This window comes from Streptomyces gelaticus (genome assembly GCF_014649535.1).
GTDB lineage: Bacteria > Actinomycetota > Actinomycetes > Streptomycetales > Streptomycetaceae > Streptomyces > Streptomyces gelaticus.
In genome coordinates, this window is record NZ_BMTF01000026.1 from 85,281 (window position 1) to 107,542 (window position 22,262).

23 protein-coding genes and 2 pseudogenes are annotated in these 22,262 nt (G+C 70.2%); 10 read left to right on the forward strand and 15 right to left on the reverse strand.

Going from position 1 to position 22,262, the window contains the following annotated elements; all coding sequences use genetic code 11:
• Positions 1-50: 50 nt before the first annotated feature.
• The gene (locus IE107_RS28825) at positions 51-662 is read left to right on the forward strand and encodes a Uma2 family endonuclease (RefSeq protein ID WP_189547274.1); all 612 of its coding nucleotides are present in this window, start codon (positions 51-53) and stop codon (positions 660-662) included.
• Here IE107_RS28825 and IE107_RS28830 read toward each other — a convergent pair whose 3' ends face one another.
• On the reverse strand, positions 663-1,067 hold the full coding sequence (locus tag IE107_RS28830; RefSeq protein WP_189547275.1) for a DUF4259 domain-containing protein: 405 nt from the start codon (positions 1,065-1,067) through the stop codon (positions 663-665). It abuts the gene before it with no gap.
• Positions 1,068-1,154: 87 nt separating this feature from the next.
• A complete protein-coding gene (locus IE107_RS28835; protein ID WP_189547276.1) occupies positions 1,155-2,147 on the reverse strand; it encodes a YncE family protein in 993 nt (330 codons plus the stop codon).
• Here IE107_RS28835 and IE107_RS28840 point away from each other — a divergent pair.
• Both IE107_RS28840 and IE107_RS35370 read left to right on the forward strand, forming a co-directional pair.
• Complete coding sequence (locus tag IE107_RS28840) at positions 2,146-2,892, forward strand: GDSL-type esterase/lipase family protein (RefSeq protein ID WP_229867308.1); 747 nt, start codon at positions 2,146-2,148, stop codon at positions 2,890-2,892. The two genes, IE107_RS28835 and IE107_RS28840, sit on opposite strands and share 2 nt — an antisense overlap.
• Before the next feature lie 6 nt (positions 2,893-2,898).
• A pseudogene (locus IE107_RS35370) lies at positions 2,899-3,024 on the forward strand (histidine phosphatase family protein); the annotation flags it as partial.
• Between the two features lie 12 nt (positions 3,025-3,036).
• Here IE107_RS35370 and IE107_RS28845 read toward each other — a convergent pair.
• The 6 genes from IE107_RS28845 to IE107_RS28870 form a co-directional block, all read right to left on the reverse strand.
• The gene (locus tag IE107_RS28845; RefSeq protein WP_189547277.1) at positions 3,037-3,660 is read right to left on the reverse strand and encodes a helix-turn-helix domain-containing protein; all 624 of its coding nucleotides are present in this window, start codon (positions 3,658-3,660) and stop codon (positions 3,037-3,039) included.
• Positions 3,661-3,695: 35 nt separating this feature from the next.
• Positions 3,696-4,286: a TetR/AcrR family transcriptional regulator gene (locus IE107_RS28850; protein ID WP_189547305.1), complete on the reverse strand. Its 591-nt coding sequence runs from the start codon at positions 4,284-4,286 to the stop codon at positions 3,696-3,698.
• 359 nt (positions 4,287-4,645) lie between these two features.
• Entirely contained in the window at positions 4,646-5,296 is a 651-nt protein-coding gene (locus tag IE107_RS28855; RefSeq protein ID WP_189547278.1) for a hypothetical protein, read from the reverse strand.
• A 119-nt stretch (positions 5,297-5,415) separates the two neighbouring features.
• Positions 5,416-6,000, reverse strand: coding sequence for a cysteine hydrolase family protein (locus IE107_RS28860; protein ID WP_189547279.1), 585 nt, complete (start codon positions 5,998-6,000; stop codon positions 5,416-5,418).
• A gap of 69 nt (positions 6,001-6,069) precedes the next feature.
• On the reverse strand, positions 6,070-6,687 hold the full coding sequence (locus tag IE107_RS28865; RefSeq protein WP_189547280.1) for a hypothetical protein: 618 nt from the start codon (positions 6,685-6,687) through the stop codon (positions 6,070-6,072).
• Between the two features lie 23 nt (positions 6,688-6,710).
• A complete protein-coding gene (locus IE107_RS28870) occupies positions 6,711-7,694 on the reverse strand; it encodes a hypothetical protein (RefSeq protein ID WP_189547281.1) in 984 nt (327 codons plus the stop codon).
• A gap of 193 nt (positions 7,695-7,887) precedes the next feature.
• Between IE107_RS28870 and IE107_RS28875 the strand changes: the two genes are divergently transcribed.
• Together IE107_RS28875 and IE107_RS28880 are read left to right on the forward strand one after the other, a co-directional pair.
• Positions 7,888-8,166 carry a type II toxin-antitoxin system Phd/YefM family antitoxin gene (locus IE107_RS28875; RefSeq protein WP_229867309.1) on the forward strand — a complete coding sequence of 93 codons (279 nt, stop codon included), beginning with the start codon at positions 7,888-7,890 and terminating at the stop codon, positions 8,164-8,166.
• 4 nt (positions 8,167-8,170) lie between these two features.
• Positions 8,171-8,449 carry a type II toxin-antitoxin system RelE family toxin gene (locus IE107_RS28880; protein WP_189547282.1) on the forward strand — a complete coding sequence of 93 codons (279 nt, stop codon included), beginning with the start codon at positions 8,171-8,173 and terminating at the stop codon, positions 8,447-8,449.
• A 92-nt stretch (positions 8,450-8,541) separates the two neighbouring features.
• Here the strand turns inward: IE107_RS28880 and IE107_RS28885 are convergent, their stop codons facing one another.
• A complete protein-coding gene (locus IE107_RS28885) occupies positions 8,542-10,473 on the reverse strand; it encodes a serine/threonine-protein kinase (protein WP_229867310.1) in 1,932 nt (643 codons plus the stop codon).
• Between the two features lie 286 nt (positions 10,474-10,759).
• A complete protein-coding gene (locus tag IE107_RS28890; RefSeq protein WP_189547284.1) occupies positions 10,760-11,254 on the reverse strand; it encodes a cupin domain-containing protein in 495 nt (164 codons plus the stop codon).
• Between the two features lie 422 nt (positions 11,255-11,676).
• On the opposite strand from IE107_RS28890, the gene IE107_RS28895 reads away from it, so the two are divergent.
• On the forward strand, positions 11,677-13,749 hold the full coding sequence (locus IE107_RS28895; RefSeq protein ID WP_229867315.1) for a peptidoglycan recognition protein family protein: 2,073 nt from the start codon (positions 11,677-11,679) through the stop codon (positions 13,747-13,749).
• A 214-nt stretch (positions 13,750-13,963) separates the two neighbouring features.
• On the opposite strand, the gene thpR is transcribed toward IE107_RS28895, so the two are convergent.
• Positions 13,964-14,539: an RNA 2',3'-cyclic phosphodiesterase gene (gene thpR, locus IE107_RS28900; protein WP_189547285.1), complete on the reverse strand. Its 576-nt coding sequence runs from the start codon at positions 14,537-14,539 to the stop codon at positions 13,964-13,966.
• Between the two features lie 101 nt (positions 14,540-14,640).
• Here thpR and IE107_RS28905 point away from each other — a divergent pair, with 101 nt between their 5' ends.
• A complete protein-coding gene (locus IE107_RS28905) occupies positions 14,641-15,225 on the forward strand; it encodes a Uma2 family endonuclease (RefSeq protein WP_189547286.1) in 585 nt (194 codons plus the stop codon).
• Positions 15,226-15,300: 75 nt separating this feature from the next.
• Here IE107_RS28905 and IE107_RS28910 read toward each other — a convergent pair whose 3' ends face one another.
• Together IE107_RS28910 and IE107_RS28915 are read right to left on the reverse strand one after the other, a co-directional pair.
• Complete coding sequence (locus IE107_RS28910) at positions 15,301-16,635, reverse strand: MFS transporter (protein ID WP_189547287.1); 1,335 nt, start codon at positions 16,633-16,635, stop codon at positions 15,301-15,303.
• A 95-nt stretch (positions 16,636-16,730) separates the two neighbouring features.
• Positions 16,731-17,171 carry a MarR family winged helix-turn-helix transcriptional regulator gene (locus IE107_RS28915; protein ID WP_189547288.1) on the reverse strand — a complete coding sequence of 147 codons (441 nt, stop codon included), beginning with the start codon at positions 17,169-17,171 and terminating at the stop codon, positions 16,731-16,733.
• A 145-nt stretch (positions 17,172-17,316) separates the two neighbouring features.
• Here IE107_RS28915 and IE107_RS28920 point away from each other — a divergent pair, with 145 nt between their 5' ends.
• Positions 17,317-17,532: a ribbon-helix-helix protein, CopG family gene (locus IE107_RS28920; RefSeq protein ID WP_189547289.1), complete on the forward strand. Its 216-nt coding sequence runs from the start codon at positions 17,317-17,319 to the stop codon at positions 17,530-17,532.
• On the opposite strand, the gene IE107_RS28925 is transcribed toward IE107_RS28920, so the two are convergent.
• Positions 17,525-18,979: an NCS2 family permease gene (locus IE107_RS28925; protein ID WP_189547290.1), complete on the reverse strand. Its 1,455-nt coding sequence runs from the start codon at positions 18,977-18,979 to the stop codon at positions 17,525-17,527. The genes IE107_RS28920 and IE107_RS28925 overlap by 8 nt on opposite strands.
• A gap of 187 nt (positions 18,980-19,166) precedes the next feature.
• Between IE107_RS28925 and IE107_RS28930 the strand changes: the two genes are divergently transcribed.
• Together IE107_RS28930 and IE107_RS28935 are read left to right on the forward strand one after the other, a co-directional pair.
• Positions 19,167-19,487 (forward strand): DUF2530 domain-containing protein, encoded by a 321-nt coding sequence (locus IE107_RS28930; RefSeq protein WP_189547291.1) that lies wholly within the window; start codon positions 19,167-19,169, stop codon positions 19,485-19,487.
• A 111-nt stretch (positions 19,488-19,598) separates the two neighbouring features.
• A complete protein-coding gene (locus IE107_RS28935; protein WP_189547292.1) occupies positions 19,599-22,079 on the forward strand; it encodes a cation-translocating P-type ATPase in 2,481 nt (826 codons plus the stop codon).
• An 84-nt stretch (positions 22,080-22,163) separates the two neighbouring features.
• Here the strand turns inward: IE107_RS28935 and IE107_RS28940 are convergent.
• Positions 22,164-22,262, reverse strand: a pseudogene (locus tag IE107_RS28940) (calcium-binding protein); the annotation flags it as partial.

Genomic DNA, 22,262 nt, shown 5'->3' on the forward strand with positions numbered 1-22,262 from the left:
GGATCGGCCTACGATGATGACCTCGACATCACCCCTTCAGGAGGCCCGCAATGTCTGCAGCAGCAGTCGAGCACCCCTGTGACGGTGAGCCGGAGTCGCTGCTCGCAATGGCCAACAGGCTCGCGGAGCAGAACCCGGGTTGCCGTGTCGAGATCATCGGAGGCGTCATCACCGTGGCCCCACCCCCGGACGGCCCGCATGCCAACGCGCTGACCACGCTCATGATTCCCTTCCTGGCCGCAGGCCTTCACGGCGAGGAGACCTGCGTCCTCCAAGGGATCGGTTTGTGGCTCCCCGGTGGCCCCGAGGATTTCGCCATCCCCGACCTGGCGATCGTCGACGCCGATTTCGACGAGCACCTGATCGAGAACAACTGCTACGACCCCGCCGTCTTCCGCCTCGTGCTGGAGGTCACCTCCAGCAACTACAACAGCGACCTGCGCAACAAGGTCGCCGCCTACGCCGAGGCCAAGATCCCGGTGTACGTGATCATCGACCGCAAGCACGGCCGGGTGCACGTCCTGACCGAGCCCATGGGCGGCGGTTACGACAGCCACCAGGTGTACGCCCCCGGGCAGACCGTCACCCTCCCCGAGTCGATCGGCGCCCCGGTGACCCTCGATGTCGACGAGCTCATCCGGGCCGGCCGCCCCCGCGCCTGATCAGCCGGCCGCCGCCACCAGCACCTCCCGGAGCCGGGCGATGCCCGGGGCCCACTCCTTGTCCCCCGCCTCGTCCCACAGCTCGCGCAGCTCCGAATTCTCGCCCAGCACCGCGTCGAGCGCCTTCACCGCGAGGGGGCGCAGGTCCGTCGGCAGGACGGGCAGCGGCTTGTCGGGGCCGTACGCCGTGGTCACCGGCTCGCCGCCCGGACACTGCGAGGCGACCAGTGCGGCCGCCGCGACGGCGGGAGCGCCCTCGTCACTGTCCAGATAGTCCGCCTCGATCGCGACGACCAGGGCATCGCGGATCACCGCTGCCCGCCCGGCCTCCGGCGCGTCGTCGATCGTGCCGGAGAAGTCCGCGGCGGTGTCGTTGTCGAAATGACCGATGTCCCAGGTGCCCACGAGGTGCCCTCCGCAAGTGTTGTGCCTACGTGCGCCACTCTCGCACCGACCACTGACAACGGCGGGCCGACTCGGTTCCCCGCCGGCTCAGTTCCCCTTCCGGCGCCTCCCCATGAACACCAGGAACCCGATGCCGGCGAGCACCAGCACACCGGTCAGGGTCGTCCCCTTCCCGTCACCGGCACCCCCGCTCCCCGCCCCGGCGGACGCGGCCGAGGAGTCGCCGCCCCGGGACGGCGACTTCCCGTCGCCCCCGTTGCCGCTCTCCACGTCCACCCGCTCCACGTCGCTCTGCTCCCCCTCCGAGCCGAACATCAGCGCCGAGCCGTCCGCCGTGTACGTCACGGACTCGGCCTGCCGCTGGATCGGTGCCCGGACCGCGTGGTCGGCGCCGAGCCGGCCGTTCTCGAAGACGTAGCCCCGGGCGCTGAAGTACGAGCGCAGCACCAGCTCCTTGCCGTCCGGCGAGAACGCCCCGTCCGTCACCCACGGCACCTCACCCACCCGCCGGAAGACATTGGCGGCCCCGGTGGTCAGCTTCGCCGGGCCCTCGTACAGCCCGCCGCCGTCCTCGTTCTTCGACGCGATGTAGACGCGCCCGGTCACGGGGTGGACCATCAGCGCCTCGGCGTTGCGCGGGCCGTCCGCGTACTTCACGTCGAACTGGGTGGCGGAGACCGTGGCGTCCTTCAGCTCCTTCGGCTCCGGGAAGCGGTAGATCCAGACGTGGTCCCAGCTGCCGTTCAGGTTGTCGCCGATGTCACCGACGTACAGATTGCCGTCCGGGCCGAGGGAGATGGCCTCGACGTCGCGGGGTTCGCCCACCCCCTTCATGGTGATCGTCGCGACGGTCTTCCCGGTCCGGGAGTCGACGGCGTAGACGTACGGCCCGTCGTCGCTGTCGTTGTGCGTCCAGTAGATGCCGGGGTGGGCGCGGCTCGCGGCGAGGCCGCTGGACTCGGTGATCCGGGGGTCCTCGATCGTGAAGCTCCGGTCGGCTCCGTCGTCGGCCACGGCCGGAGCCGCCCCGGTGAACAGGAGCAGCGCGGCGGCTCCGGACGCAGTCAGGTACGAACGCATGGCACAAGTGTCCATCGTCACGTCGCAGGTGGCGGGAGAGATCCGCAATGATGACGCCATGCGGTTCACGTTTGTCGGCGATTCCATGACCATCGGCTGCGCCGGCGACTTCACCTGGCGCTACCGGATGTGGCAGCACCTCACCTCCACCCTCGGTGCGCCGTTCACGATCGTCGGGCCGCACAGTGCGCTGTACGACACGGCGGCGGGCGCCCCGGTCAGCCACGAGTACGGCGCGCCGGACTTCCCCGCCTGGGCCCGCACCCATCTGGCCGGCTGGGGCGAGGGCTGGCTGCACATGGCCCCGGTGATCGCCGGCACGGTGACCGGACACCGCACGGACGTCCTGCTCGTCTCGCTCGGCCTGATAGACCTCGGGTTCTACACGGACAGCGACCAGACCGCCCTGAACGCACGGGCGTTCATCACGGCGGCGCGCACCGCCAACCCGCACGTCAAGATGGTCCTCATGCCCGTGATACCGAACATCCGGGCCGAGTCGGACGCCCCGTTCGCCGCCGAGTGCGACCGTTTCAACGAGCTGCTCGCCAAGGCCGTCGCCGACCTCGACGACCCGATGTCCCCGGTCCTGCTGGCCTCCCGCCCTCCGGGGTACGACATCCACGAGGACACGTACGACGGAACGCACCCCGGCCCCACCGGCGAGCACGCGCTGGCGGGCGCGTTCGCCGACGCGATGCATCAGGCGTGGGGGCTGGGCGGCCCGTACACGCCCCATTCCTGAGCGGGCAATGCCTCGCTGACGGTGATCCGCTGCGCCCCCGACCGCCCGGCGTCGGTCCTGGTCTCCAACGACATGCGGCATCTGCCCGACGAGCTGTGCTGGACGGGGTTCCCGCCGAAGCTCCGGGTCTGAGCCCGGGACTGCCTACCGGTTGCCCGAAGAGGGCCGGGCCCGCACATGCATCCGCTCCCCCTGCTGCCCGAACAGGCTGAGGAATTCCACCGGCTCGGGCCCGGCGCTGGCCCAGGCGTGCGGCGTACGCGTGTCGAACTCGGCGGCCTCACCGGCCGTGAGCACCAGATCGTGCTCGCCCAGCAGCAGCCGCAACCGCCCCGCCAGCACGTACAGCCACTCGTATCCCTCGTGCACCCGCTGTTCCAGCGGCCCCGTGGACCCGCGCCCGCCGGGCAGGATCTGCTTGTACGCGTGCAGCCCACCGAGGTGCCGGGTGAGTGGTACGAACGTCATGCCGTCGCGGGTGAAGGGGCGGAAGTGGACGCGCGGGTCGCCGGTGGCCGGGGCGCCGACCAGCTCGTCCAGCTGCACCCCGTACGCCTTCGCCAGCGGCAACAGCAGTTCGAGGGTCGGCTTGCGGCCGCCGGACTCCAGGCGCGAGAGGGTGCTCAGGGAGATCCCGGTCGTCTCGCTGAGCTGCGCCAGCGTCGTGCCGCGTTCCTGGCGCAGGGCCCGCAGTCGCGGTCCGACGCCCGTCAGAACGGTCGTGATCTCGTCGTCAGGTTGTTCCGCTCGCTCCGCGCCGTCTGCCATGGGCCCATTATTTGCCGACCCGGCAACCGGACGCGTCAGGACGACAGGATCATGGCCAGCGAGAGCCGGGTCAGCTCGTCGGTCAGCCACTCGGCGTCGACCTGGCGGGGCCGGCGGCCGTGGTGGGCCATGAGTTCGTCCACCGAGTGGTTGAGCACCGTGACGGTCACCGTGTGGTCCCTGGCCACCGCCTCGCCCCGGCGCACGGCGCGCTCGGCCTCGGACGTCAGGAACTCGATCCACATGGCCCGCCAGGTCGCGAGGTGGTTGTCCACCTCGCGGCTCACTCCGAGCACCTCGACGAACGCCACCCGGGCCGCGCACCGGTCCTCGGTGACCGCCTTCACATAGGCATCGAAGAGCAGCCGGACCCGTTCCTCCGTCGAGCAGTCCTCCATGCCCTCCGCCATCAGGGCGTTCTCGGCCGCGCGCAGCCCATGGGTCGCGACCTCGTCGTAGAGCGCCATCAACAGCACCTCCCGGGAGAGGAACTCCTGCTGGAAGACGTGGACGGGCACCTTCGCGCGGGCGCACAACTCCTCGATGCCCGTGTTCGCGTACCCGTACGCACCGAACAACTCGCGCCCTGCCCGCAGGAGCCGGTCCCGCGCCCCCAAGAGCTCCATGGCCTGCCCCGCCGTCCCGTTCCGCCGGATCGCCACGACACCCGTCATCGGTCCTCCTTCGTCGTCCGTACCGCTGCCCCCACTCTTCCCGCTCCGTGCGGTCGGCGGTGGGTCCGCCACGCACTGCGGACTCCATCACTTCCCGGGCTCCCCCGCCTCGGGAACTCCTCAAGAAACACCCCTCGGGGGGCGCGAGACCTGCCCCTTCACGCCTCGGCGCAGGCGCCCCCGCCCTCGAATCGGGCCCGTGCGGCCGGGGTTGCTGCTTCGTCCGGCGGACGCACCGCGGCCGGTGAAGCGTGCGCTTCACCGGCCGCGGTGGTGTGTGCATGGGCATGACACCTTCCGGCGCCGGCCGGTCAGGCCTTGCCGGTGCAGATCGCGTCGTAGGGCCGACCCGGGCTCGGGAACAGCTCCAGGGGCTTGCTCCCGGCCGGACACTGCTCGGCCTTCTTCGTCAGGTCGAGCACCTTGCTCACACCGCTGCCGCCGCTGCCGCAGGCGACCTCCTTGGCCTGGTCGTCCACGCAGTCGCCCTTCACCAGCTGACCGCCGCCCGCACCGGCGTCACCGGGGTGGTCGCCGCTCAGGTTGCGGCCGCAGATGGTCTTGCTGGGGATGCCGGACTTGGCGTCGCCGCCGGAACCGAAGGAGACCTTCACCGAGATGATCGCGTCCGTACCGGCCGGGCACTGGATGGAATCGGAGAAGATCGCGCCGTCCTTGATCTCCAGTGCCTTGATCGTCGCCTTGGAGTCGCCGCAGTCCAGGGGCTGGTAGGCGTCCTTCGCGCTGCTGTCGGGCCCCGCGCAGTCGCCGACCTTCCAGTCCTTGGCCGCGTGGGTCCCGTCGCTCGACTTGTTGCAGGCAGTGGCCGCACCCAGGACGAGCGCGACGGCCAGCACCGCCTTCGAGCCGTTCAGAAGAGCCTTGCGAGAGCTGCGTCGCGGGGAGGAATCGGTACTGCTTCGGCTGCCGCTGTGGGGGCGCGTGCTGCCGTTGACTCTCATACTGCTCCTCGGAGTTCGGGTATGGGGCGCGGCCCGCACGGCACTCGGCGTGGCCCGCGCATGGTGGGGCGCGCGTGATGACGACAGGACCGGGCGCCGCGGTTCCCGCTCCGGCGGATTCATCCGTCCTGCGGGCCCGGCGCGGCGAACTCCACGTCCGCGGCGCGCGCCACGACCTCCAGATCACTGCCGAGGGCCCATTCGGCGACCCGTGAGACGGTGGCGGCCGGGACGGGTCCGCTGATCCCGGGCGCGGCCGGGATGTCGTGCGTCGCGTGCGCGTCGTGCGGCATGACGACCCGATACCCCAGCTCCAGCGCTGTACGGGCCGTCGCCTGTACGCACATCTCGGACATCACGCCGCAGATGGCGAGCGCCCGCACCCCGGAGTCCCTCAACAGGCCGTCCAGCGGCGTCCCGTGGAACCCGTCGTCCCTGAGCTTGCGGATGACGGCCTCGGTGGGCGAGTCCTCGACGGTGTGGTGGAGCTCCCAGCCGGGCGTACCCGGCTCGTCCCCCGCCCCGGGCGGCCCGTCGTTCTGCACGTGCACGACGAGCGCCCCGCCCTTGCGCGCCCGCGCGATCAGCTCCGCCGTCCGTTCCACGAGCCGGTCCGCCTCGGGCACCGCCCGGTCACCACGGACCGCGTCCGCCTGGACGTCCACAACGAGCAGTGCCTGTACGGGAAGTGCGCGATTGGTCATGGTGTCATCTTGTCTGCCGGCGCCGGTGTGCCTCCACATGTTTTGAATCGGACGGAAGGTGCCCCCGCCCTATTCGCTCAGCCCCACGACGCCCCAGCCCCGCCGGGCGGCCTCGGTGAGAACGCGGCCCCATTCCGTCAGCAGGCGGGCGAACGCGTCGAAGTCACCGCCCCGGCCGTCGGGAACGGCGGAGTACCCGGTGAAGGCCTCGCGCAACCCGTCGAGCCGCGGCCGTGCGCCCTCCCAGGTCACGGCCAGCTCCCGGACGGCGGCCGGTGAGCGTGCGACCAGCAGGCCGTACGAGACTTCCGGGTCCTCGGAGAAGAAGTCCCGGTCCGTCTCCCCCGACTCACCGTCCATGCCGCCCCAGATCAGCCCGAGCAGGAGGGCGTCCAGCCCGGCTCGCAACAGCGGATCGGCGTGGTCGCGGACGCGCTCCCAGTAGTGGGTGGCCCAGAAGTGCGGCTTGTACGAGCCGAGGGTGTGCAGGAACTCGTAGACGGCGAAGCGGGTGCTGTTCGGACCCTGCGGCCGATTCCAGTCGCCGTCGACCACCGGGGCGTCGTGGTCCCACAGGCCTGTCTCGTCGGCGTACCAGGCATTCCTCAGCCGCAACAGCCGTTCGCGCTCGGGCACTTCGCCCAGCCATGACCAGTCGGCGATCATCACCGTGATGTCGAGCCCCATGGCGCGAGGCTACCGGGCACGGGTCAGGTCGCGGCCCCGTCCGCCTCCGCGGCGAGTGCTGCGACGCGCTCGCGCCACGGGGTGTGGGGCGGGTCGTCCTCGTACGCGGCCGCCTGGGCGCGGTAGAACTCCCAGGCCGCCTCCCGGCGGCACGGGCCGCAGTGGGTGTCGTCCTCGTCGACGGTCCGGAAGACGTGGACCTCGCCCGGTCCGGCGCAGGTGACGAGTTTCGGGACCGGGGCCACCGGCACGGGGACAGCGGGCTGCGGAGGCTCCGGCAGCTTCTCCAGGAGGCGGTGGCGCAGGAACCCGACCGCCGATCGCACCCCGTCCGGAGGCAGTTCACTCGTCAGCGCCCTGCGCAGATCGGCGGTGGTGATCCCGCGACGGATCCACTCGGCGGCGAGTCCGGCCAGCCCTCTGGCCTCCCGGACACCCAGGTGGAGTTCGGGATTCGCATGGCGGAGCGAGAGCAACACGCGTTCGCCCTCCGCCGCTTCGTGGCCGCACTCGGCACCGGTCGCCTCGGCGGCAACCGCCTCCGGCCCGGCTTCGGAGGGTGGGCGGGAGAAGTTCTTCTCTCGTTCTTCGTCCACCGGTTGTAAGTCGCCGACCATCCGACCCCCCGGACGACCGACCGCCGGATTCCGCGTACTCGGACGGGCAGCCACGACGACCAGCCCGTCCCGGGCCCGGCGCGCCTGTTCCTTCGTCAGGGGTGTGTTGGCGAAGAGCTGGTCGGTGACCCAGAATCCCCGGTCGCCCTGCCGTCGCCACTCGTGCACGAAGCCGTTCTCGACGAGCTGTCGCTTGGCCTTCTGGTACGCCCGCCCGGTGATGCCGAGCTTCCGCGCGTGCTCGCTGAGCGCCCGCCCGGATCGACCTTCGGGGAGTCCCTGCACATACAGGAGGAGGATCTTCGCGTCGCTGCCCAGACGCGGATGACGCACGACGTCGTGCGAGGCCTTCGTGTAGCGCCGAGAGGGCGCGATAGCATGCCAGAGCATCTCTGGTGGACCTGTTCTTCCACTCGCGGTGAAGGCCCTCGGATCGGTGTTCGTAGCACCACCGGGGGCCGCCCCATGCATGCATATGCACGGAGCGTGATGTCGCGATCACCGTACCGCATGATTGAAGCCCCTCGTCCCGCGTTTGCGCATATTCATCGCGTAACAGATGTACACCTGATACATTCGCGATATGAGTGAGCCTGTCATCGAATCCATGGCGGAGGTTCGCCGTCACCTCGCCGATGTCATAGACCGTGCGCACCGGGACGACACCCCGACGATCATCACGCGCCGCGGCAGGCGTGAAGCCGTGCTGGTCGACATCGACGAGTACCTGCGCCTGAAGCAGGCCGCCGAACAGCACGAGGACGAGTGGCTGAACCGGCTGGCCGACGAGGCCGAGTCCGAGGGGCTGGACGGTTCGGTCTCCCTGGAGGAAATGGCCGCGCTCCTCCGATCGGCGCCCTGACCGCATGGGACACGTCACGCGATTCACCTCGCACGCACAACGGGACCTGCTGAAGATCCCTCGCCAGGACGCGCCGCGCATCCTCATCCGGCTCAGCGAGCTTCAGAAGGCGCTGGACACAGGCGATGTCGCGGCCTTCGACGTCAAGGCGCTCCAGGGTCATGCCGATCGCTGGCGGCTGAGAATCGGCGACTACCGCGCCGTCTACACGATCGAGGATGGTCGGCTGATCCTCTGGGTGCTGACGGTCGGGCAGCGCCGCGAGGTCTACCGCGGCCGGTAACAGCATTCGGCGGCCCGGCCCCCGGCCGACGCCGCGTGGGTGGTCGACCGCTGAACCGGGCGGGCGGCCCGAGCGGCCCGCGGATCAGGGTGTCAGGACGGGCACTCCGTCAGCTTCGGCTTGTTCGGCGGGGTCTTCCTGTTCAGCAGCGGGGCGAGGTGGTCGGCGTACAACTGCTCCCAGACCCCGTCGGTCATGATCTTCTTCAACGCCGAACACACCTCCCCCTTCAGCCCCTTCTCGTCCGGCTTCATGGCGACGCCGTAGCCCTCCGCGCCCGGACCGCTGTCCAGCCGCTTCAGCTGGGAGGGGTTTTTCTCGACGAACCCGGCGAGGATGACGTCGTCCGTGCTCACCGCGTAGACCGACGAAGTCGGGTCCAGGAGATCGCGTACGCACCGGTCGTAGCCGTTCGGCAGCGACGCCGTCATGTGGTAGCCCGCCTTGGGCAGCCATGACTCGTACGTCGAACTCCTCGCGGTACACACCTCGAACTGCTCGTTCCGCAGCATCCTGGAGTCGTCGATCGACGCCGTCTTCGCCTTCTTGCGGACCATGAAGCTCCGGCTGGCCACGTAGTACGGGCCGGCGAACGCGACGCTGTAGTCGGGTGCCTTCGCGTGCTTGCGCTCCGGCGTGATGCTGTAGGTGGCGATGACCAGATCCACATCGCCCTTCTGCAGTATCGTGCTGCGGTTCTCGCTGCTCACGGGCTCGAAGGTGACCCGGTCGCGGCTGTAGCCCATGTCGTGCGCGATGGCGTAGGCCACGTCGATCTCATAGCCGCGGTACGTGCCGTCCTTGGCCTTCTCGCTCAGTCCGGGCTGGTCGGCCTTGACGCCGACCTTCAGGATCGGGTGCGACTCGATGTACGGAGCCGACTCGGAACCCCGGCCCGGCCGGGCGCTCGTGCCCGCCTCGCCGTCCCCCCGCATCCGGTCCGCGGCGAACCATCCGAGACCGGCCAGCAGAGCCCCGCACACCACGGCCGCCGAGAGTTTCTGCCATCCCGGAACGCCCTTCTTCGGCTGCGGGGGCGGCGGAGGCGGAGGCGGTACCCGCGGGAGGACGGGTGGGGGCGGGGACTCGGGCTCAGGTACGGGGTCCGGTACGGGGCCCGGTACGGGGCCCGGTACGGGGCCCGGTACGGGGCCCGGCTTCGCGGCGGAACCGCGGAGGATCCTCCGCAGCATCTCCTCCGCCCTCTCGGCGCTCAGCCGCCGGCGCGGATCCTTGTGCATCAGCCGGAGCACGACCTCGGCCAGGTCCCCGCCGTGTTCCATCGGCAGCGGGTCGGACTGGCAGGCGGCGACCAGGACCTCGTACTCGTTCGGCCGGTCGAAGGGGTGCCTGCCCTCGACCATCTCGTACAGCGTGACACCCAGCGACCACAGGTCGGAGGCGGGGGTCGCGGCGCTCTCCTGCGAGGTCTGGGCGAGCAGCTCCGGCGCCAGGTACTTGAAGGTGCCGATGAGCTCACCGGCCCTGGTGAGCGGAACAGCACCGTCGAAGGTCGCGATCCCGAAGTCCGCCAGGATCGCGAAGTCCTCCTTGGCGAAGAGGATGTTGGCCGGTTTCACGTCACGGTGGACCACCCGCGCCTCGTGGACCGCCCGCAGACCGCCCAGCACCTGGAGGCCGATCGCGGCCGTCCGCCGCACCGGAAGCCGCTGCTCCGCGCGCATCAGGTCCGCCAGCGAACGCGCGTCGAGCAGGTCCATCACGATCCAGACCTGGTTACCGGACTCGACCCGGTCGTGCACCGCGACCACGTTCGGGTGCCTGATCTTGGCGATGGCCGCGGCCTCCCGGCGGGCCCGCTGCATCATCTGCTCCTGCGTGGCCGCCCCGACGGCGTCCCGGCCCAGCAGGCCCTTGACCGCGACATGGCGGTCCAGGCGGGTGTCCAGCGCCTCCCAGACCTCGCCCATGCCGCCGCGCCCGAGGCTGTGCAGCAGCTCGTAACGGCCGTCGATCACATGGTGCGGTGCGGGGGCCGCCGCCCGGCCAGGCGACTCGGACAACGATGGATCCGACACCGAATCCGTGTCCGGCCACGACTGCGCGTGTTCGGTGGAGTCGCTCCGAAGGAAGTCGTCCGACCGGCCGCCGTCGGCGCCACGGTCTTCGCCCTGCCCGTGGTCCGCATCACGCCCGGCCGTACCCTCGCTGTGCATGCGACCCCCTGTGGACTACATGGAGGCAACAGACTAGACGCTCGGCCAGGTACCGGAGTGGCCCTTAGCACTTGCGATTCGGTCACTTCCGGGGCGTCTTCCGGACCACCGCCGGGCCCCCCGCCGCCCGCGCTCACCCCTCGGCGAACCGCTCTCCGCACCGGCTGCAGAACACCGGCTCCGGGTCCTGCGAGAGCCGGCCGCACGCCGGGCAGACCCGGTCCAGCATGCAGGGCGCATCGCCGCCTTCGTACGACACGGCGGGGGCGGCCGCGGACCTGATCGTGAGGCCGGGGCGGCGGCGGTGAACGGTCAGGTAGACGAGGCCGTCCGGGCCGGCGGCGAGGGCGCGGCGGGAGGTCCGGGGCAGCCAGGCGACGGTGGCGGGCGTCAACTCCAATGAGTCGTCCCCCGCCTCGATCCGGCCGTTGCCCGCGATGACGACCAGAAGGACGTCCAGCACGTCCTCCTGGTGCGCACCGACCTCGCCGCCGGGCGGCAGACGCACCAGGTTGGCATCCAACTCACGGCCTTGCTCGGCCAGTTGCCACAACGCGCCGCGTCGGTCGCGGGACACGTCGCGGAGCAGCTCGTCGAATACTGCCAGAACGCGCGGTACGGAAGTCACGGCACTCAGGCTACGTCGCACGGGGGCGGTGCCGGGCTGTCGTACCGGCATGGGAAGCTGTGGCTCCGCTGTGTGCGCGCGCCGGCACTCGTACCCCCCACTGGTCACCTGTGACCTGTGCCGTCGCTTGTCGCAGCGGGTCATGGCACAGATATCGAAGACGATCCTTGGGGTACGACTTGAGATCGAAGCGCAGAATCCCGAACCAGCTCTTCTCGAAGCGAAGAATCTGGATCACGGCCGCAGTGGCCACATCGGCGGTCGCCGGTGTCCTGGTCTTCGAGGGGGTGACGGGCAACTCCTCGGTGGACACCGACGCCAAGTCCGGCCCGACGAAGACCGATGTGCGCGGCACCTCGCTTAAGGTCGGCGGCGACGGCACGTCCGCCGTTCTGGCACAGCGGGACACCGCACCGTTCAGCATGCTGGGCGTCACCTGGACCGACCCCGCGGCGAAGATCACCGGAGCCGTCGAGGTCCGCACCAAGTCCGCTTCCAGCGGGAACTGGACGTCCTGGATGCCGCTCGAAACCGACCTGGACGGGCGGGCGGAGACCGGCCGGTCCGGCGTACGGGGAAGCACCGAGCCCCGCTGGGTGGGGCCCTCCAACGGTGTGGAAGTACGGATCAACGCGGGCGGCAAGGTCTCCACGAAGCTGCCCGCGGGGCTGCGGCTGGACACCGTGGACCCGGGCCGGGGCGGCTCGCTCGCCGCGGACCCGGCCGCCTTCGCGGCCGACCTGCCCGCCGAGGACCCGTCGGCCACGCCCACCACCGAACCGACCGACCCGGTCCCGTCCGACCCGGCCACGCCGGGCGACGGCACGGAACCGCCCGTCGAGCCCACGCCGTCCGACCCGGCGTCACCGACCCCGTCCGAACCGGCCACCCAGGAGCCCACCGGCCCGGCGAGCCCGAGCCCCTCGGCGTCGTCGAGCTCCTCCCCGGCCGCGACCCTGCCGCCCGCGCCGCCGTCGACCGTGCCGAAGCCGCCCATCACCTCGCGGGCCGGCTGGGGCGCCGACGAGTCGATCAGCCCGGAGGCACCGGAGTACACCGACACCGTCAAGGCCGTCTTCGTCCACCACACGGCCGGGACCAACACCTACTCGTGCGCCGACTCCGCGGCCGTCGTGCGCAGCGTGTACGCGTACCACGTCAAGAGCAACGGCTGGAAGGACATCGGCTACAACTTCCTGGTCGACAAGTGCGGGACGATCTTCGAGGGCCGTAAGGGCGGTGTGGACCGGCCGGTGTTCGGTGCGCACACCTACGGCTTCAACCGGGATTCGGCCGGCGTCGCGGTGATCGGCAGCTACACGGACGCGGCCGCGCCCAGCGCGGTGACCACGGCGGTGGCCCGGATCGCCGCGTGGAAGCTCGGCCAGTACAAGGGCGACCCGGCGGGCAGCACCGTGCTCACCGCGGGCGCCACCGGCAGCAACCTCGCCGGCACCAAGTTCACCGCCGGGACGCAGTACTCCTTCAAGCAGATCTCCGGCCACCGCGACGGCTTCGCGACCGAGTGCCCCGGCACCAAGCTGTACGGGCAACTGCCCACGATCCGCAGCCTCGCCGCGGGCCCCGTCACCGGGCTGGCCGTCAAGTCGGTGACCGGCGCCGGGCTCTCGGGCACGACGTACTACACCAGGTCCGCGGTCACCGTGGGCTGGTCGGCGAGCACCCCGAGCGTGTTCATCTCCAAGTACGAGCTGCTGGTCGACGGCAAGTCCGTCGCCACCACCGCGGGCACGGCCACCTCCGCGTCGGCCACCCTCGCCCTCGGCTCGCACCAGGTCCAGATCCGCGCCACCCACCAGTCGGGCAAGGTCACCACGTCGGCGTCGGCGACCGTGGTCGCCGAGCAGACGGCGCCCTCGTTCTCCACCAAGCCGAACCTGGCACTGCGCACCGGCACGGTGAACACCACGGCCGTCCCGCTCACCCTGAAGTGGAAGGCCACCGACGCCGCCTCGCTCAAGGAGGTCCGGCTCACCGCACCGGTGGCCAAGACCTACGGCCCGACGACCACCAGCGCCTCACACACCGCCAAGTCCGGCGCGGCGACCACCTGGTCCATGAAGGCGTACGACCAGGCGGGCAACACGGCCACCGCCTCGGTCGCCGGTACGCCGGTCATCGTGCAGGAGAGCTCGGCGACCAGGTCCGGTACGTGGACGACGCGGTCCTCGTCGAGCTACCTCGGTGGCAAGTCGTACTCCAGCTCCTCGAAGGGTGCCGCGCTGAGCTGGACGTTCACCGGCCGCTCGGTCGCCCTGGTGGCCTCCCGGGCCACCACTTCCGGGCAGATGTACGTCTATGTGGACGGGGTGAAGGTGTCCACGGTGGATCTGAAGTCCAGCACCACCAAGTACCGCGACGCGCTGTGGACGAAGAGCTGGTCGTCCAGCGCCAAGCACACCGTCAAGATCGTCGTCGTCGCCACCTCGGGCCGGCCGACGGTCACCACCGACGGCATCGTGTACCTGAAGTAGCCGGTAACCGGCAACCCGCACGACGCACTGCCCCCGGCGCTCCGCCGGGGGCAGTCGCATGCCGGTCACCCTGCTCCACCAGGGCCTCTCGCCCCGGCCGGGTCACGCCCCGGCGGCGGCCGCCACGGCGACGACGACGAACATCAGCACGAGCACGGCCGCCATGATGCGGTTTCTGGTCTTCGGATCCACCCTCCGAGCCTAACCGCCGGTCTCAGTGCCCCAGCGACCAGGATGCGACCACCTCGTACCTGGGCCGCTCGCCCGGTACCCCCGAGTCCGGCAGATTGCTGCGTACGAGGGCCATCTCGCCGACCTCCCAGCCGGTGCCCTCGAAGCCCGCGAGCGCCTCGACGCAGGGGCGCAGGTCGGCCTCGGCGCGGCGGCTGCGGGCGAGGGTGAGGTGCGGGCTGTAGCGGCGGTGCTCGTCCATCGGGATGCCGGCGCGGCGGGCGGCGGCACCGGCGCGCTCGGCGAGCAGCCGCAGCGTGTCGAGCGCGCCCGCGGCCCCCACCCAGAGCGCCCGCCCGCCGAACCGGCCGGCGCCGTGGATCCGCAGCGGGAAGGGCTCGGTGCGGCGGGCGGCCCGGGAGAGGCGCTCCTCCAGTTCGGGCAGCAGTTCCTCGTCCACGGGCCCGAGGAAGGCCAGCGTGAAGTGCCAGGCGGGCACACCGGTCCAGCGAAGGTGCCGGGCCTCGGGCAGCGCGTGCAGCGGGGCGATCGCACGGCGCAGTTCCTCGACGGCGGGGGCGGGCGGCAGCACGGCAACGAAGAGTCTGAGACGGCTCATGGGCCGAGTGTCGCACCGTACCGGCGTGTCCAGGTCTCCGTACGTATCGTTGTACTACGCGGGCTGCCCGCGCCCGCACGGCAGCGGGGAGGAGCGCCACGGTGACCGTCGTAGAGACCGACAGGATCGACATGGCCGACAGCAGCGACAAGCGCACTCTGGACATGATGTTCGAGTGGCTTGAGCCCACCCCCGAGGGATTCAAGGTCGAGATCGTCGAGGGGAACATCTATCTGTCGCCGCAACGGGACACCCACTGGGAGGTCATTTTCGACATCGTCGAACAGCTCCGTGCCAGGTACCCGCGGAAGCGGTTGAAGTCCGACGTGCGTATCGACTTTCCGGGACGCCTCAATGGCTTCGCCTCCGACGTCGTGGCCCTGTCCGAGGAGGCCACCAAGGACGCGAGCGGCCGCTGGCGCTACCAGGACATCGAGTTGGTCGCCGAGGTGATCTCCAAGGACACCGCCGCCAACGACTACGGATCGAAGAAGGCCACCTACGCCACCGCCGGTGTACCCGTGTACCTCATCGTCGACCCGTACACCGGCACGTGGCACCTCCACACGCTCCCGAAGGAGGACGAGTACCGCAGCGTACTGAGCCTCGACTTCGGCACCCCGGTCGACCTCACCTCGACCGTGGTGGGCCTCACCCTGGAGACCGGCGACTTCCCCCGCGACTGACGCTTCCCGGCACGCGGCACGGCCTCACCGGCGAGCACCGGTCGGGGCCGTGCCACATGCCTCGTCGAACGACGCTCACGCCGCCGTGGCCAGCTCCTCCCGGGGGACGAACCGGACGTGCGGGCGGCCGGGCCGCAGGTCGACGCGGAGGCGCAGGCCGCCGACGCGGGCCAGCACGATGCCGACGCCGACTGCGGCCACCAGCGAGAACGCGCCGCCGACGGCCATGCCCGTACGGACCCCGTAGGCGTCGCTGATCCAGCCGACGATCGGGGCGCCCACCGGCGTACCGCCGGCGAAGACCATCATGTACAGGCTCATGACCCGGCCGCGCATGGCCGGGTCGGCGGCCATCTGGACGCTCGTGTTCGCGCTGATGTTGGTCGTCAGGCCGATCATGCCGATCGGGACCAGCAGGATCGCGAAGAGCCAGACGGACGGCGACAGGGACGCGATGATCTCCAGCAGACCGAACGCCGTACCCGCGGCCACCAGCATCCGCAGCCGGGAGGAGCGGCGGCGGGCGGCGAGCAGGGCACCGGCGAGGGAGCCGGCCGCCATGAGGATGTTGAAGAACGAGTACATCCCAGCGCCGCCGTGGAAGATCTCGTCCGCGAAGGCCGTGAGCCAGATCGGGAAGTTGAACCCGAACGTGCCGACGAAGCCGACCAGGACGATCGGCCAGATCAGCTCGGGGCGGCCGGACACGTAGCGCAGGCCCTCCCGCAGCTGGCCCTTGGCCCGGGGGACGACGGTGGTCCTGTGCAGTTCGCCGGGACGCATCATCAGCAGGCCGATGAGCGGGGCGGCGAAGGACAGGCCGTTGAACATGAAGGCCCAGCCGCTGCCGACCGTGGTGATCAGGACACCCGCGACCGCCGGGCCGATGAGCCGGGCCGACTGGAAGTTCGCCGAGTTGAGACTGACCGCGTTGCGCAGCTGGGCGGGTCCGACCATCTCGGACACGAACGACTGGCGGGCGGGGTTGTCGACCACCGTCACCATGCCGAGCAGGAACGCGATGAGGTAGACGTGCCATACCTGGACCACGCCGGAGAGCGTGAGCACCGCGAGGGCGATCCCGCACAGGCCGAGCGCCGCCTGGCTGACGAGGAGAAGCTTCCGCTTCGGCAGGCGGTCCGCGATGACACCGCCGTAGAGGCCGAACAGAAGCATGGGAAGGAATTGGAGGGCCGTGGTGATACCGACGGCGGTGGCGGACCCGGTGAGGCTCAGCACGAGCCAGTCCTGCGTGATGCGGGACATCCAGGTACCGGTGTTGGAGATCACGGCGCCCGTGGCGAACAGGCGGTAGTTACGGATCTTCAGCGACGAGAAGGTCCCGCCGGGCTTGCTCTCGTGGGTGGAAGTCGGTGCGGGGGCGGAGTCTGCTCCGGATCCCGAACTCAAAGGGGTTCGCCTCCTCGGGCATATACATTTCGCTGACTGACGAGGTGCGGCGGTACGGGAGGCGCGCCGGCTGTGGTCCGGCGCGGCCCGCCCCGCTACAGGTGGGCGAGCTTCTCCAGCACGGGCGCCGCCTTGCGGAGCGTCTCCCACTCGTCCTCGTCCAGGCCCTCGGCGAGGGCGGTCAGCCAGGCGTTCCGCTTGGAGCGGCTCTCTGCGAGCATGGCTTCCGCCTGCTCGGTCTGGCTGACCACCTTCTGGCGACGGTCATCGGGGTGCGGTTCCAGTCTGACCAGTCCCTTCGCTTCGAGCAGCGCGACGATGCGAGTCATCGACGGAGGCTGCACATGCTCCTTGCGGGCCAGCTCGCCCGGTGTGGCCGAGCCGCACCGGGCGAGCGTGCCGAGCACGGACATCTCGGTGGGGCTCAGCGACTCGTCGACGCGCTGGTGCTTGAGGCGCCGGCTGAGCAGCATCACGGCGGAGCGAAGGGAGCTCACGGCGGCCGCACTGTCGCCGTCGTGGATCAGGTCAGGCATGTTTATTAGCGTAACTCATTACCTACCCTAAAGACCATTCGTGTGACACGCGCGAGAGGCACTTCACCCAATCGGTCACCCGAACGAGTGAGTCGGATCCGTAAAGTGACGCGAAACGACCCGCTGGGCCGTAACCCTGCTTGCCATGGGATCGACTGTGCTCAGCCTGCGGATAGACGGTGAGCTGCTCGACCGGATCCGGCAGCACGCCGCCAAACGCGGAATGAGCGTCCAGGACTATGTCGTCCGGACGCTCATTCGCGATGACTTCGACGAGCGCTTCAAGGCGGCCGTCGACGAGACGGAGAGGTTCTACGGCCCCGAGGGGACCGCGGGGATCAGGGCCGAAGAGGTCACGTGAGGCCGAGGGCCGGCATCGCGTAGTAGAAGACGAAGACCGCCGACACCACGTACATGGGCACCGGCACCTCGCGCCAGCGTCCGGCCGCCACCCGCAGCACGGAGAAGGCGATGAAGCCGATGCCGATGCCGTTGGTGATCGAGTACGTGAAGGGCATCATCACCATGGCGAGGAACGCCGGGATGGCGAGCGTGTAGTCGCTCCAGTCGATGTCCCGCACCGAGCCCGAGATGATCAGGAAGCCCACTGCCAGCAGCGCGGGCGTGGCCGCCTGCGAGGGGACCATGGTCGCCAGCGGCGTCAGGAACAACGCCACCGTGAACAGCAGGCCCGTCACGATGCTCGCGAAACCGGTGCGGGCGCCCTCGCCGACCCCCGCCGTGGACTCCACGAAGCAGGTCGTGGCGGAGGAGGAGCTCGCACCGCCCGCGGCGACCGCGATGCCGTCCACGAACAGCACCTTGTTGATGCCGGGGAAGTTGCCCTCCGGGTCGGTCAGCTTCGCCTCGTCGCCGACACCGAGGATGGTGCCCATCGCGTCGAAGAAGCAGGACAGCAGCACGGTGAAGACGAACAGGATGCCGGTGAGCACGCCCACCTCGCTGAAGCCGCCGAACAGGCTGACCTGACCGATCAGCCCGAAGTCCGGGGTGGCGACCGGGTTGCCCGGCCACTGCGGGACGGTCAGCCCCCACGCCCCGGCCGGCAGGTCCGCGACGGCGTCGATGATCAGCGCGACGACCGTCATCGCCACGATGGAGATCAGGATCGCACCCGGCACCTTGCGGACGAGCAGCGCGAGGGTGAGCACGGCGCCGATGACGAAGACCAGGACCGGCCAGCCGTTGAGGTGGCCGTCGCCGCCGAGCTGGAGCGGCACGGTGGTGTGCGCGGCGTCCGGGATACGGGAGACGAATCCCGAGTCGACCAGGCCGATCAGCAGGATGAAGAGGCCGATACCGATCGCGATGCCCTTGCGCAGCGAGGCCGGCACGGCGTGCATCACGCGTTCCCGCAGACCCGTCGCGACCAGCAGCATCACCACGATGCCCGCGAGGACGACCATGCCCATCGCGTCCGGCCAGCTCATCCGGGGGGCGAGCTGGAGGGCCACGACGGTGTTGACGCCGAGGCCGGCCGCCAGCGCGATGGGCACATTGCCGATGACGCCCATCAGGAGCGTGGAGAACGCGGCGGTCAGCACGGTGGCGGTGACCAGCTGTCCACTGTCGAGCTGATGGCCGTACATGTCCTTCGCGCTACCGAGAATGATCGGGTTCAGCACGATGATGTAGGCCATCGCGAAGAACGTGGCGAATCCGCCACGGATCTCACGGGCGACCGACGACCCCCGCTCGGAGATCTTGAAGAAACGATCCAGACCGCTTCGCGGCTCGGGGGCCGCCGGCTGCTTGGCATCGACCGGAGCGCTGGCCGAGGGGGACATGTATGACCTCAGTCGTGCGTAGAGGGAAGTGAAAGCGGCCAGCTTTGGACGTTTACACGAACAATTCGAGTCAGCCGTAAGCAGATTCAGTATGAATACATAGGGCGAAGATCGCTATCTCCGCGCGTAGACCCCTGGCCCGCCCGGGCCGCGGAGGCTTCGTACAGGGGCCCCATACACTGAGGTCATGGCGAAGTGGACACCGAAGCACGAGGCACCCGAGCCCCTGGAGGGGCCCGTCGTCGCCACCATCACCGGCGGCACGATCCTCTGGTTCGTCCTCTTCCTGGTCCAGCTCCCGTTCTACGGCTGGTTCGACGACCACGGCCACCTGTGGTGGCTGTGGACGTGCCTGGCCGGTGCGGGGCTCGGCCTGATCGGCATCTGGTACGTGCGGGGGCGCGACGCCGCGATCAAGCGGGCGGCCGCCGCGGCCGCTTCCACCGACACCACCGCTTCCCCCGGCACCGCCGCGTCGGCCGACCCCGGGAAGGGCGCCACCGCCTGAGGGTCCGGCACCGGGATCCGTACCACCGCAGGACCATTCCCCTCCTCCCCCGGTCTGATCTTCTGACCACCCAGTGGGTGAACCGAACCATCGCCACGTACCGTCGAAACCATGACGCAGCGGGCATCCCATTCCTTCGGTGAGCAGACTCCCGAAGCAACCGGCTCCACCGGCCACCCCGGTCCGGCCATGATCGACGCCGGGGCCGAACTCGACCCGGTCCACCCGGTGAGACTGCCCGCCCCGGTCGTGGACCCACGCGGGCTGACCGCGGCCGAGGTGGCCGAGCGGATCGCCCGCGGCGAGGTCAACGACGTACCCGTCCGCTCGTCCCGCTCGCTGCGCGAGATCGTCCGCGCCAACGTCTTCACCCGCTTCAACCTGATCATCGGCGTGCTCTGGCTGATCATGCTGGCCGTCGCGCCGGTCCAGGACAGCCTCTTCGGCTTCGTGATCATCGCCAACACCGGCATCGGCATCATCCAGGAGTGGCGGGCCAAGAAGACCCTGGACAGCCTCGCGGTCATCGGCGAGGCGAAACCCACGGTCCGGCGCGACGGGGTCGCGGCCGAGATCTCCACCTCCGAGATCGTCCTCGGCGACCTCGTCGAACTGGGCCCCGGCGACAAGGTCGTGGTGGACGGCACGGTCGCCGAGGCCGACGGTCTGGAGATCGACGAGTCGCTGCTCACCGGCGAGGCCGACCCGGTGCTGAAACAACCCGGCGACCCGGTGATGTCCGGCAGCTTCGTCGTCGCGGGCGGCGGCGCCTTCACCGCCACCAAGGTCGGCCGCGAGGCCTACGCCGCCCAGCTCGCCGAGGAGGCGTCCCGCTTCACCCTCGTCCAGTCCGAGCTGCGCACCGGCATCTCCACGATCCTCAAGTACGTCACCTGGATGATGGTGCCGACCGCGATCGGCCTGATCGTCAGCCAGCTCGTCGGCGAGAGCAACAACCTCAAGGACTCGATCGCCCGGACCGTCGGCGGCATCGTCCCGATGATCCCCGAGGGCCTGGTGCTGCTCACCTCGGTCGCCTTCGCGATCGGGGTCGTACGGCTCGGCCGCAAGCAGTGCCTGGTGCAGGAGCTCCCCGCCATCGAGGGCCTGGCCCGGGTCGACGTCGTCTGCCTGGACAAGACCGGCACCCTCACCGAGGGCGGCATGGACGTCACCGAGGTGCGGACACTGGGCGGGGCGGACGACCCGTACATACGCCGAGTGCTGGGCGCCCTCGGCTCGTCCGACCCGCGACCCAACGCCAGCCTCCAGGCCATCGTGGACGCCTGCCCGGACGACGGGCAGTGGCTGTGCACCCAGACACTGCCCTTCTCCTCGGCCCGCAAGTACAGCGGCGCCGCCTTCGACGAGGGCGGCGGCCGGGAGTCGTCCTGGCTGCTCGGCGCCCCCGATGTGCTGCTGCCCGAACAGGACCCGGCGCTCACCGAGATCGAGCAGCTCAACGAGCAGGGCCTGCGGGTGCTGCTGCTGGCCCGCGCCGAGGGTGCCCTCGACGGGCCGGACATCGCCGCCGGAGCCGTGCCGAGCGCCCTGGTCGTCCTGGAGCAGCGGCTGCGGCCCGACGCCGGGGAGACCCTGGCGTACTTCGCCGACCAGCGGGTCGCCGCGAAGGTCATCTCCGGCGACAACGCGGTCTCCGTCGGCGCCGTCGCCGGAAAGCTGGGGCTGCCGGGCGCCGAGCACACCCTGGACGCGCGCCGGATGCCCACCGACCCGGACGACATGGCCACGGCCATGGAGGAGAACGCGGTCTTCGGCCGGGTCACCCCGCAGCAGAAGCGGGACATGGTCGCCGCCCTCCAGTCCCGCGGCCACACCGTCGCCATGACCGGTGACGGTGTCAACGACGTGCTGGCGCTGAAGGACGCCGACATCGGCGTCTCCATGGGTTCGGGCTCCGAGGCGACCCGGGCCGTCGCCCAGATCGTGCTGCTGAACAACAGCTTCGCGACGCTGCCGTCCGTCGTCGCCGAGGGCCGCCGGGTGATCGGCAACATCACCCGGGTCGCCACCCTGTTCCTGACCAAGACCGTCTACTCGGTGCTGCTGGCGGTCCTGGTGGTCTGCTCCCAGGTCGACTACCCGTTCCTGCCGCGCCATCTGACCCTGCTGTCGACGCTGACGATCGGCGTCCCGGCGTTCTTCCTGGCCCTCGCCCCCAACAAGGAACGGGCGCATCCGCACTTCGTGCGCCGGGTCATGCGGTACGCGATCCCGTCGGGCGTCATCGCGGGCGTCGCCACCTTCGTGGCCTATCTGATCGCCCGGCACTACTACACCGGTCCGGGCTCCCTGGAAGCGGAGACCAGCGCGGCCACGCTCACGCTCTTCCTGGTCTCCATGTGGGTGCTGGCGATCATCGCCCGCCCGTACACCTGGTGGCGGATCGGCCTGGTGCTGGCCATGGGGCTGGCGTTCCTGATCGTGCTGGTGGTGCCCTGGCTCCAGGAGTTCTTCGCGCTGAAGCTGGTCGGGACGACGATGCCGTGGACCGCGGTGGGCATCGCGGTGGTGGCCTCGGCCTGCCTGGAGTACGCCTGGCGGCTGGTCAGCCGTCGCTTCCCGGCGTAGGGGCGGTCCTCGGTACGACGTGCGGTCCCCCGTCCCCCGTACGGGGGACCGCACGTCGTTGCTTCACGTCTCTGCTTCGCGTCTCTACTTCACGTCGACGAAGTCGCCGGCGGTGGTGACGGCCGGGGTCGTGGACGTACCCGCGAAGCTGTAGCGCCAGTAACCGTCCACCGAGGCCTTGAC

What these genes read in the sequence shown, in the direction of transcription:
- IE107_RS28825 (WP_189547274.1), top strand. Translation starts at nt 51, where the DNA reads ATGTCTGCAGCAGCAGTCGAGCACCCCTGTGACGGTGAGCCGGAGTCG.
- IE107_RS28840 (WP_229867308.1), top strand. Translation starts at nt 2,146, where the DNA reads ATGGCACAAGTGTCCATCGTCACGTCGCAGGTGGCGGGAGAGATCCGC.
- IE107_RS28835 (WP_189547276.1), bottom strand. Translation starts at nt 2,147, where the DNA reads ATGCGTTCGTACCTGACTGCGTCCGGAGCCGCCGCGCTGCTCCTGTTC.
- IE107_RS28845 (WP_189547277.1), bottom strand. Translation starts at nt 3,660, where the DNA reads ATGGCAGACGGCGCGGAGCGAGCGGAACAACCTGACGACGAGATCACG.
- IE107_RS28850 (WP_189547305.1), bottom strand. Translation starts at nt 4,286, where the DNA reads ATGGAGCTCTTGGGGGCGCGGGACCGGCTCCTGCGGGCAGGGCGCGAG.
- IE107_RS28855 (WP_189547278.1), bottom strand. Translation starts at nt 5,296, where the DNA reads ATGAGAGTCAACGGCAGCACGCGCCCCCACAGCGGCAGCCGAAGCAGT.
- IE107_RS28860 (WP_189547279.1), bottom strand. Translation starts at nt 6,000, where the DNA reads ATGACCAATCGCGCACTTCCCGTACAGGCACTGCTCGTTGTGGACGTC.
- IE107_RS28865 (WP_189547280.1), bottom strand. Translation starts at nt 6,687, where the DNA reads ATGGGGCTCGACATCACGGTGATGATCGCCGACTGGTCATGGCTGGGC.
- IE107_RS28870 (WP_189547281.1), bottom strand. Translation starts at nt 7,694, where the DNA reads ATGCTCTGGCATGCTATCGCGCCCTCTCGGCGCTACACGAAGGCCTCG.
- IE107_RS28875 (WP_229867309.1), top strand. Translation starts at nt 7,888, where the DNA reads ATGAGTGAGCCTGTCATCGAATCCATGGCGGAGGTTCGCCGTCACCTC.
- IE107_RS28880 (WP_189547282.1), top strand. Translation starts at nt 8,171, where the DNA reads ATGGGACACGTCACGCGATTCACCTCGCACGCACAACGGGACCTGCTG.
- IE107_RS28895 (WP_229867315.1), top strand. Translation starts at nt 11,677, where the DNA reads ATGCTGGGCGTCACCTGGACCGACCCCGCGGCGAAGATCACCGGAGCC.
- thpR (WP_189547285.1), bottom strand. Translation starts at nt 14,539, where the DNA reads ATGAGCCGTCTCAGACTCTTCGTTGCCGTGCTGCCGCCCGCCCCCGCC.
- IE107_RS28915 (WP_189547288.1), bottom strand. Translation starts at nt 17,171, where the DNA reads ATGCCTGACCTGATCCACGACGGCGACAGTGCGGCCGCCGTGAGCTCC.
- IE107_RS28920 (WP_189547289.1), top strand. Translation starts at nt 17,317, where the DNA reads ATGGGATCGACTGTGCTCAGCCTGCGGATAGACGGTGAGCTGCTCGAC.
- IE107_RS28925 (WP_189547290.1), bottom strand. Translation starts at nt 18,979, where the DNA reads ATGTCCCCCTCGGCCAGCGCTCCGGTCGATGCCAAGCAGCCGGCGGCC.
- IE107_RS28930 (WP_189547291.1), top strand. Translation starts at nt 19,167, where the DNA reads ATGGCGAAGTGGACACCGAAGCACGAGGCACCCGAGCCCCTGGAGGGG.
- IE107_RS28935 (WP_189547292.1), top strand. Translation starts at nt 19,599, where the DNA reads ATGACGCAGCGGGCATCCCATTCCTTCGGTGAGCAGACTCCCGAAGCA.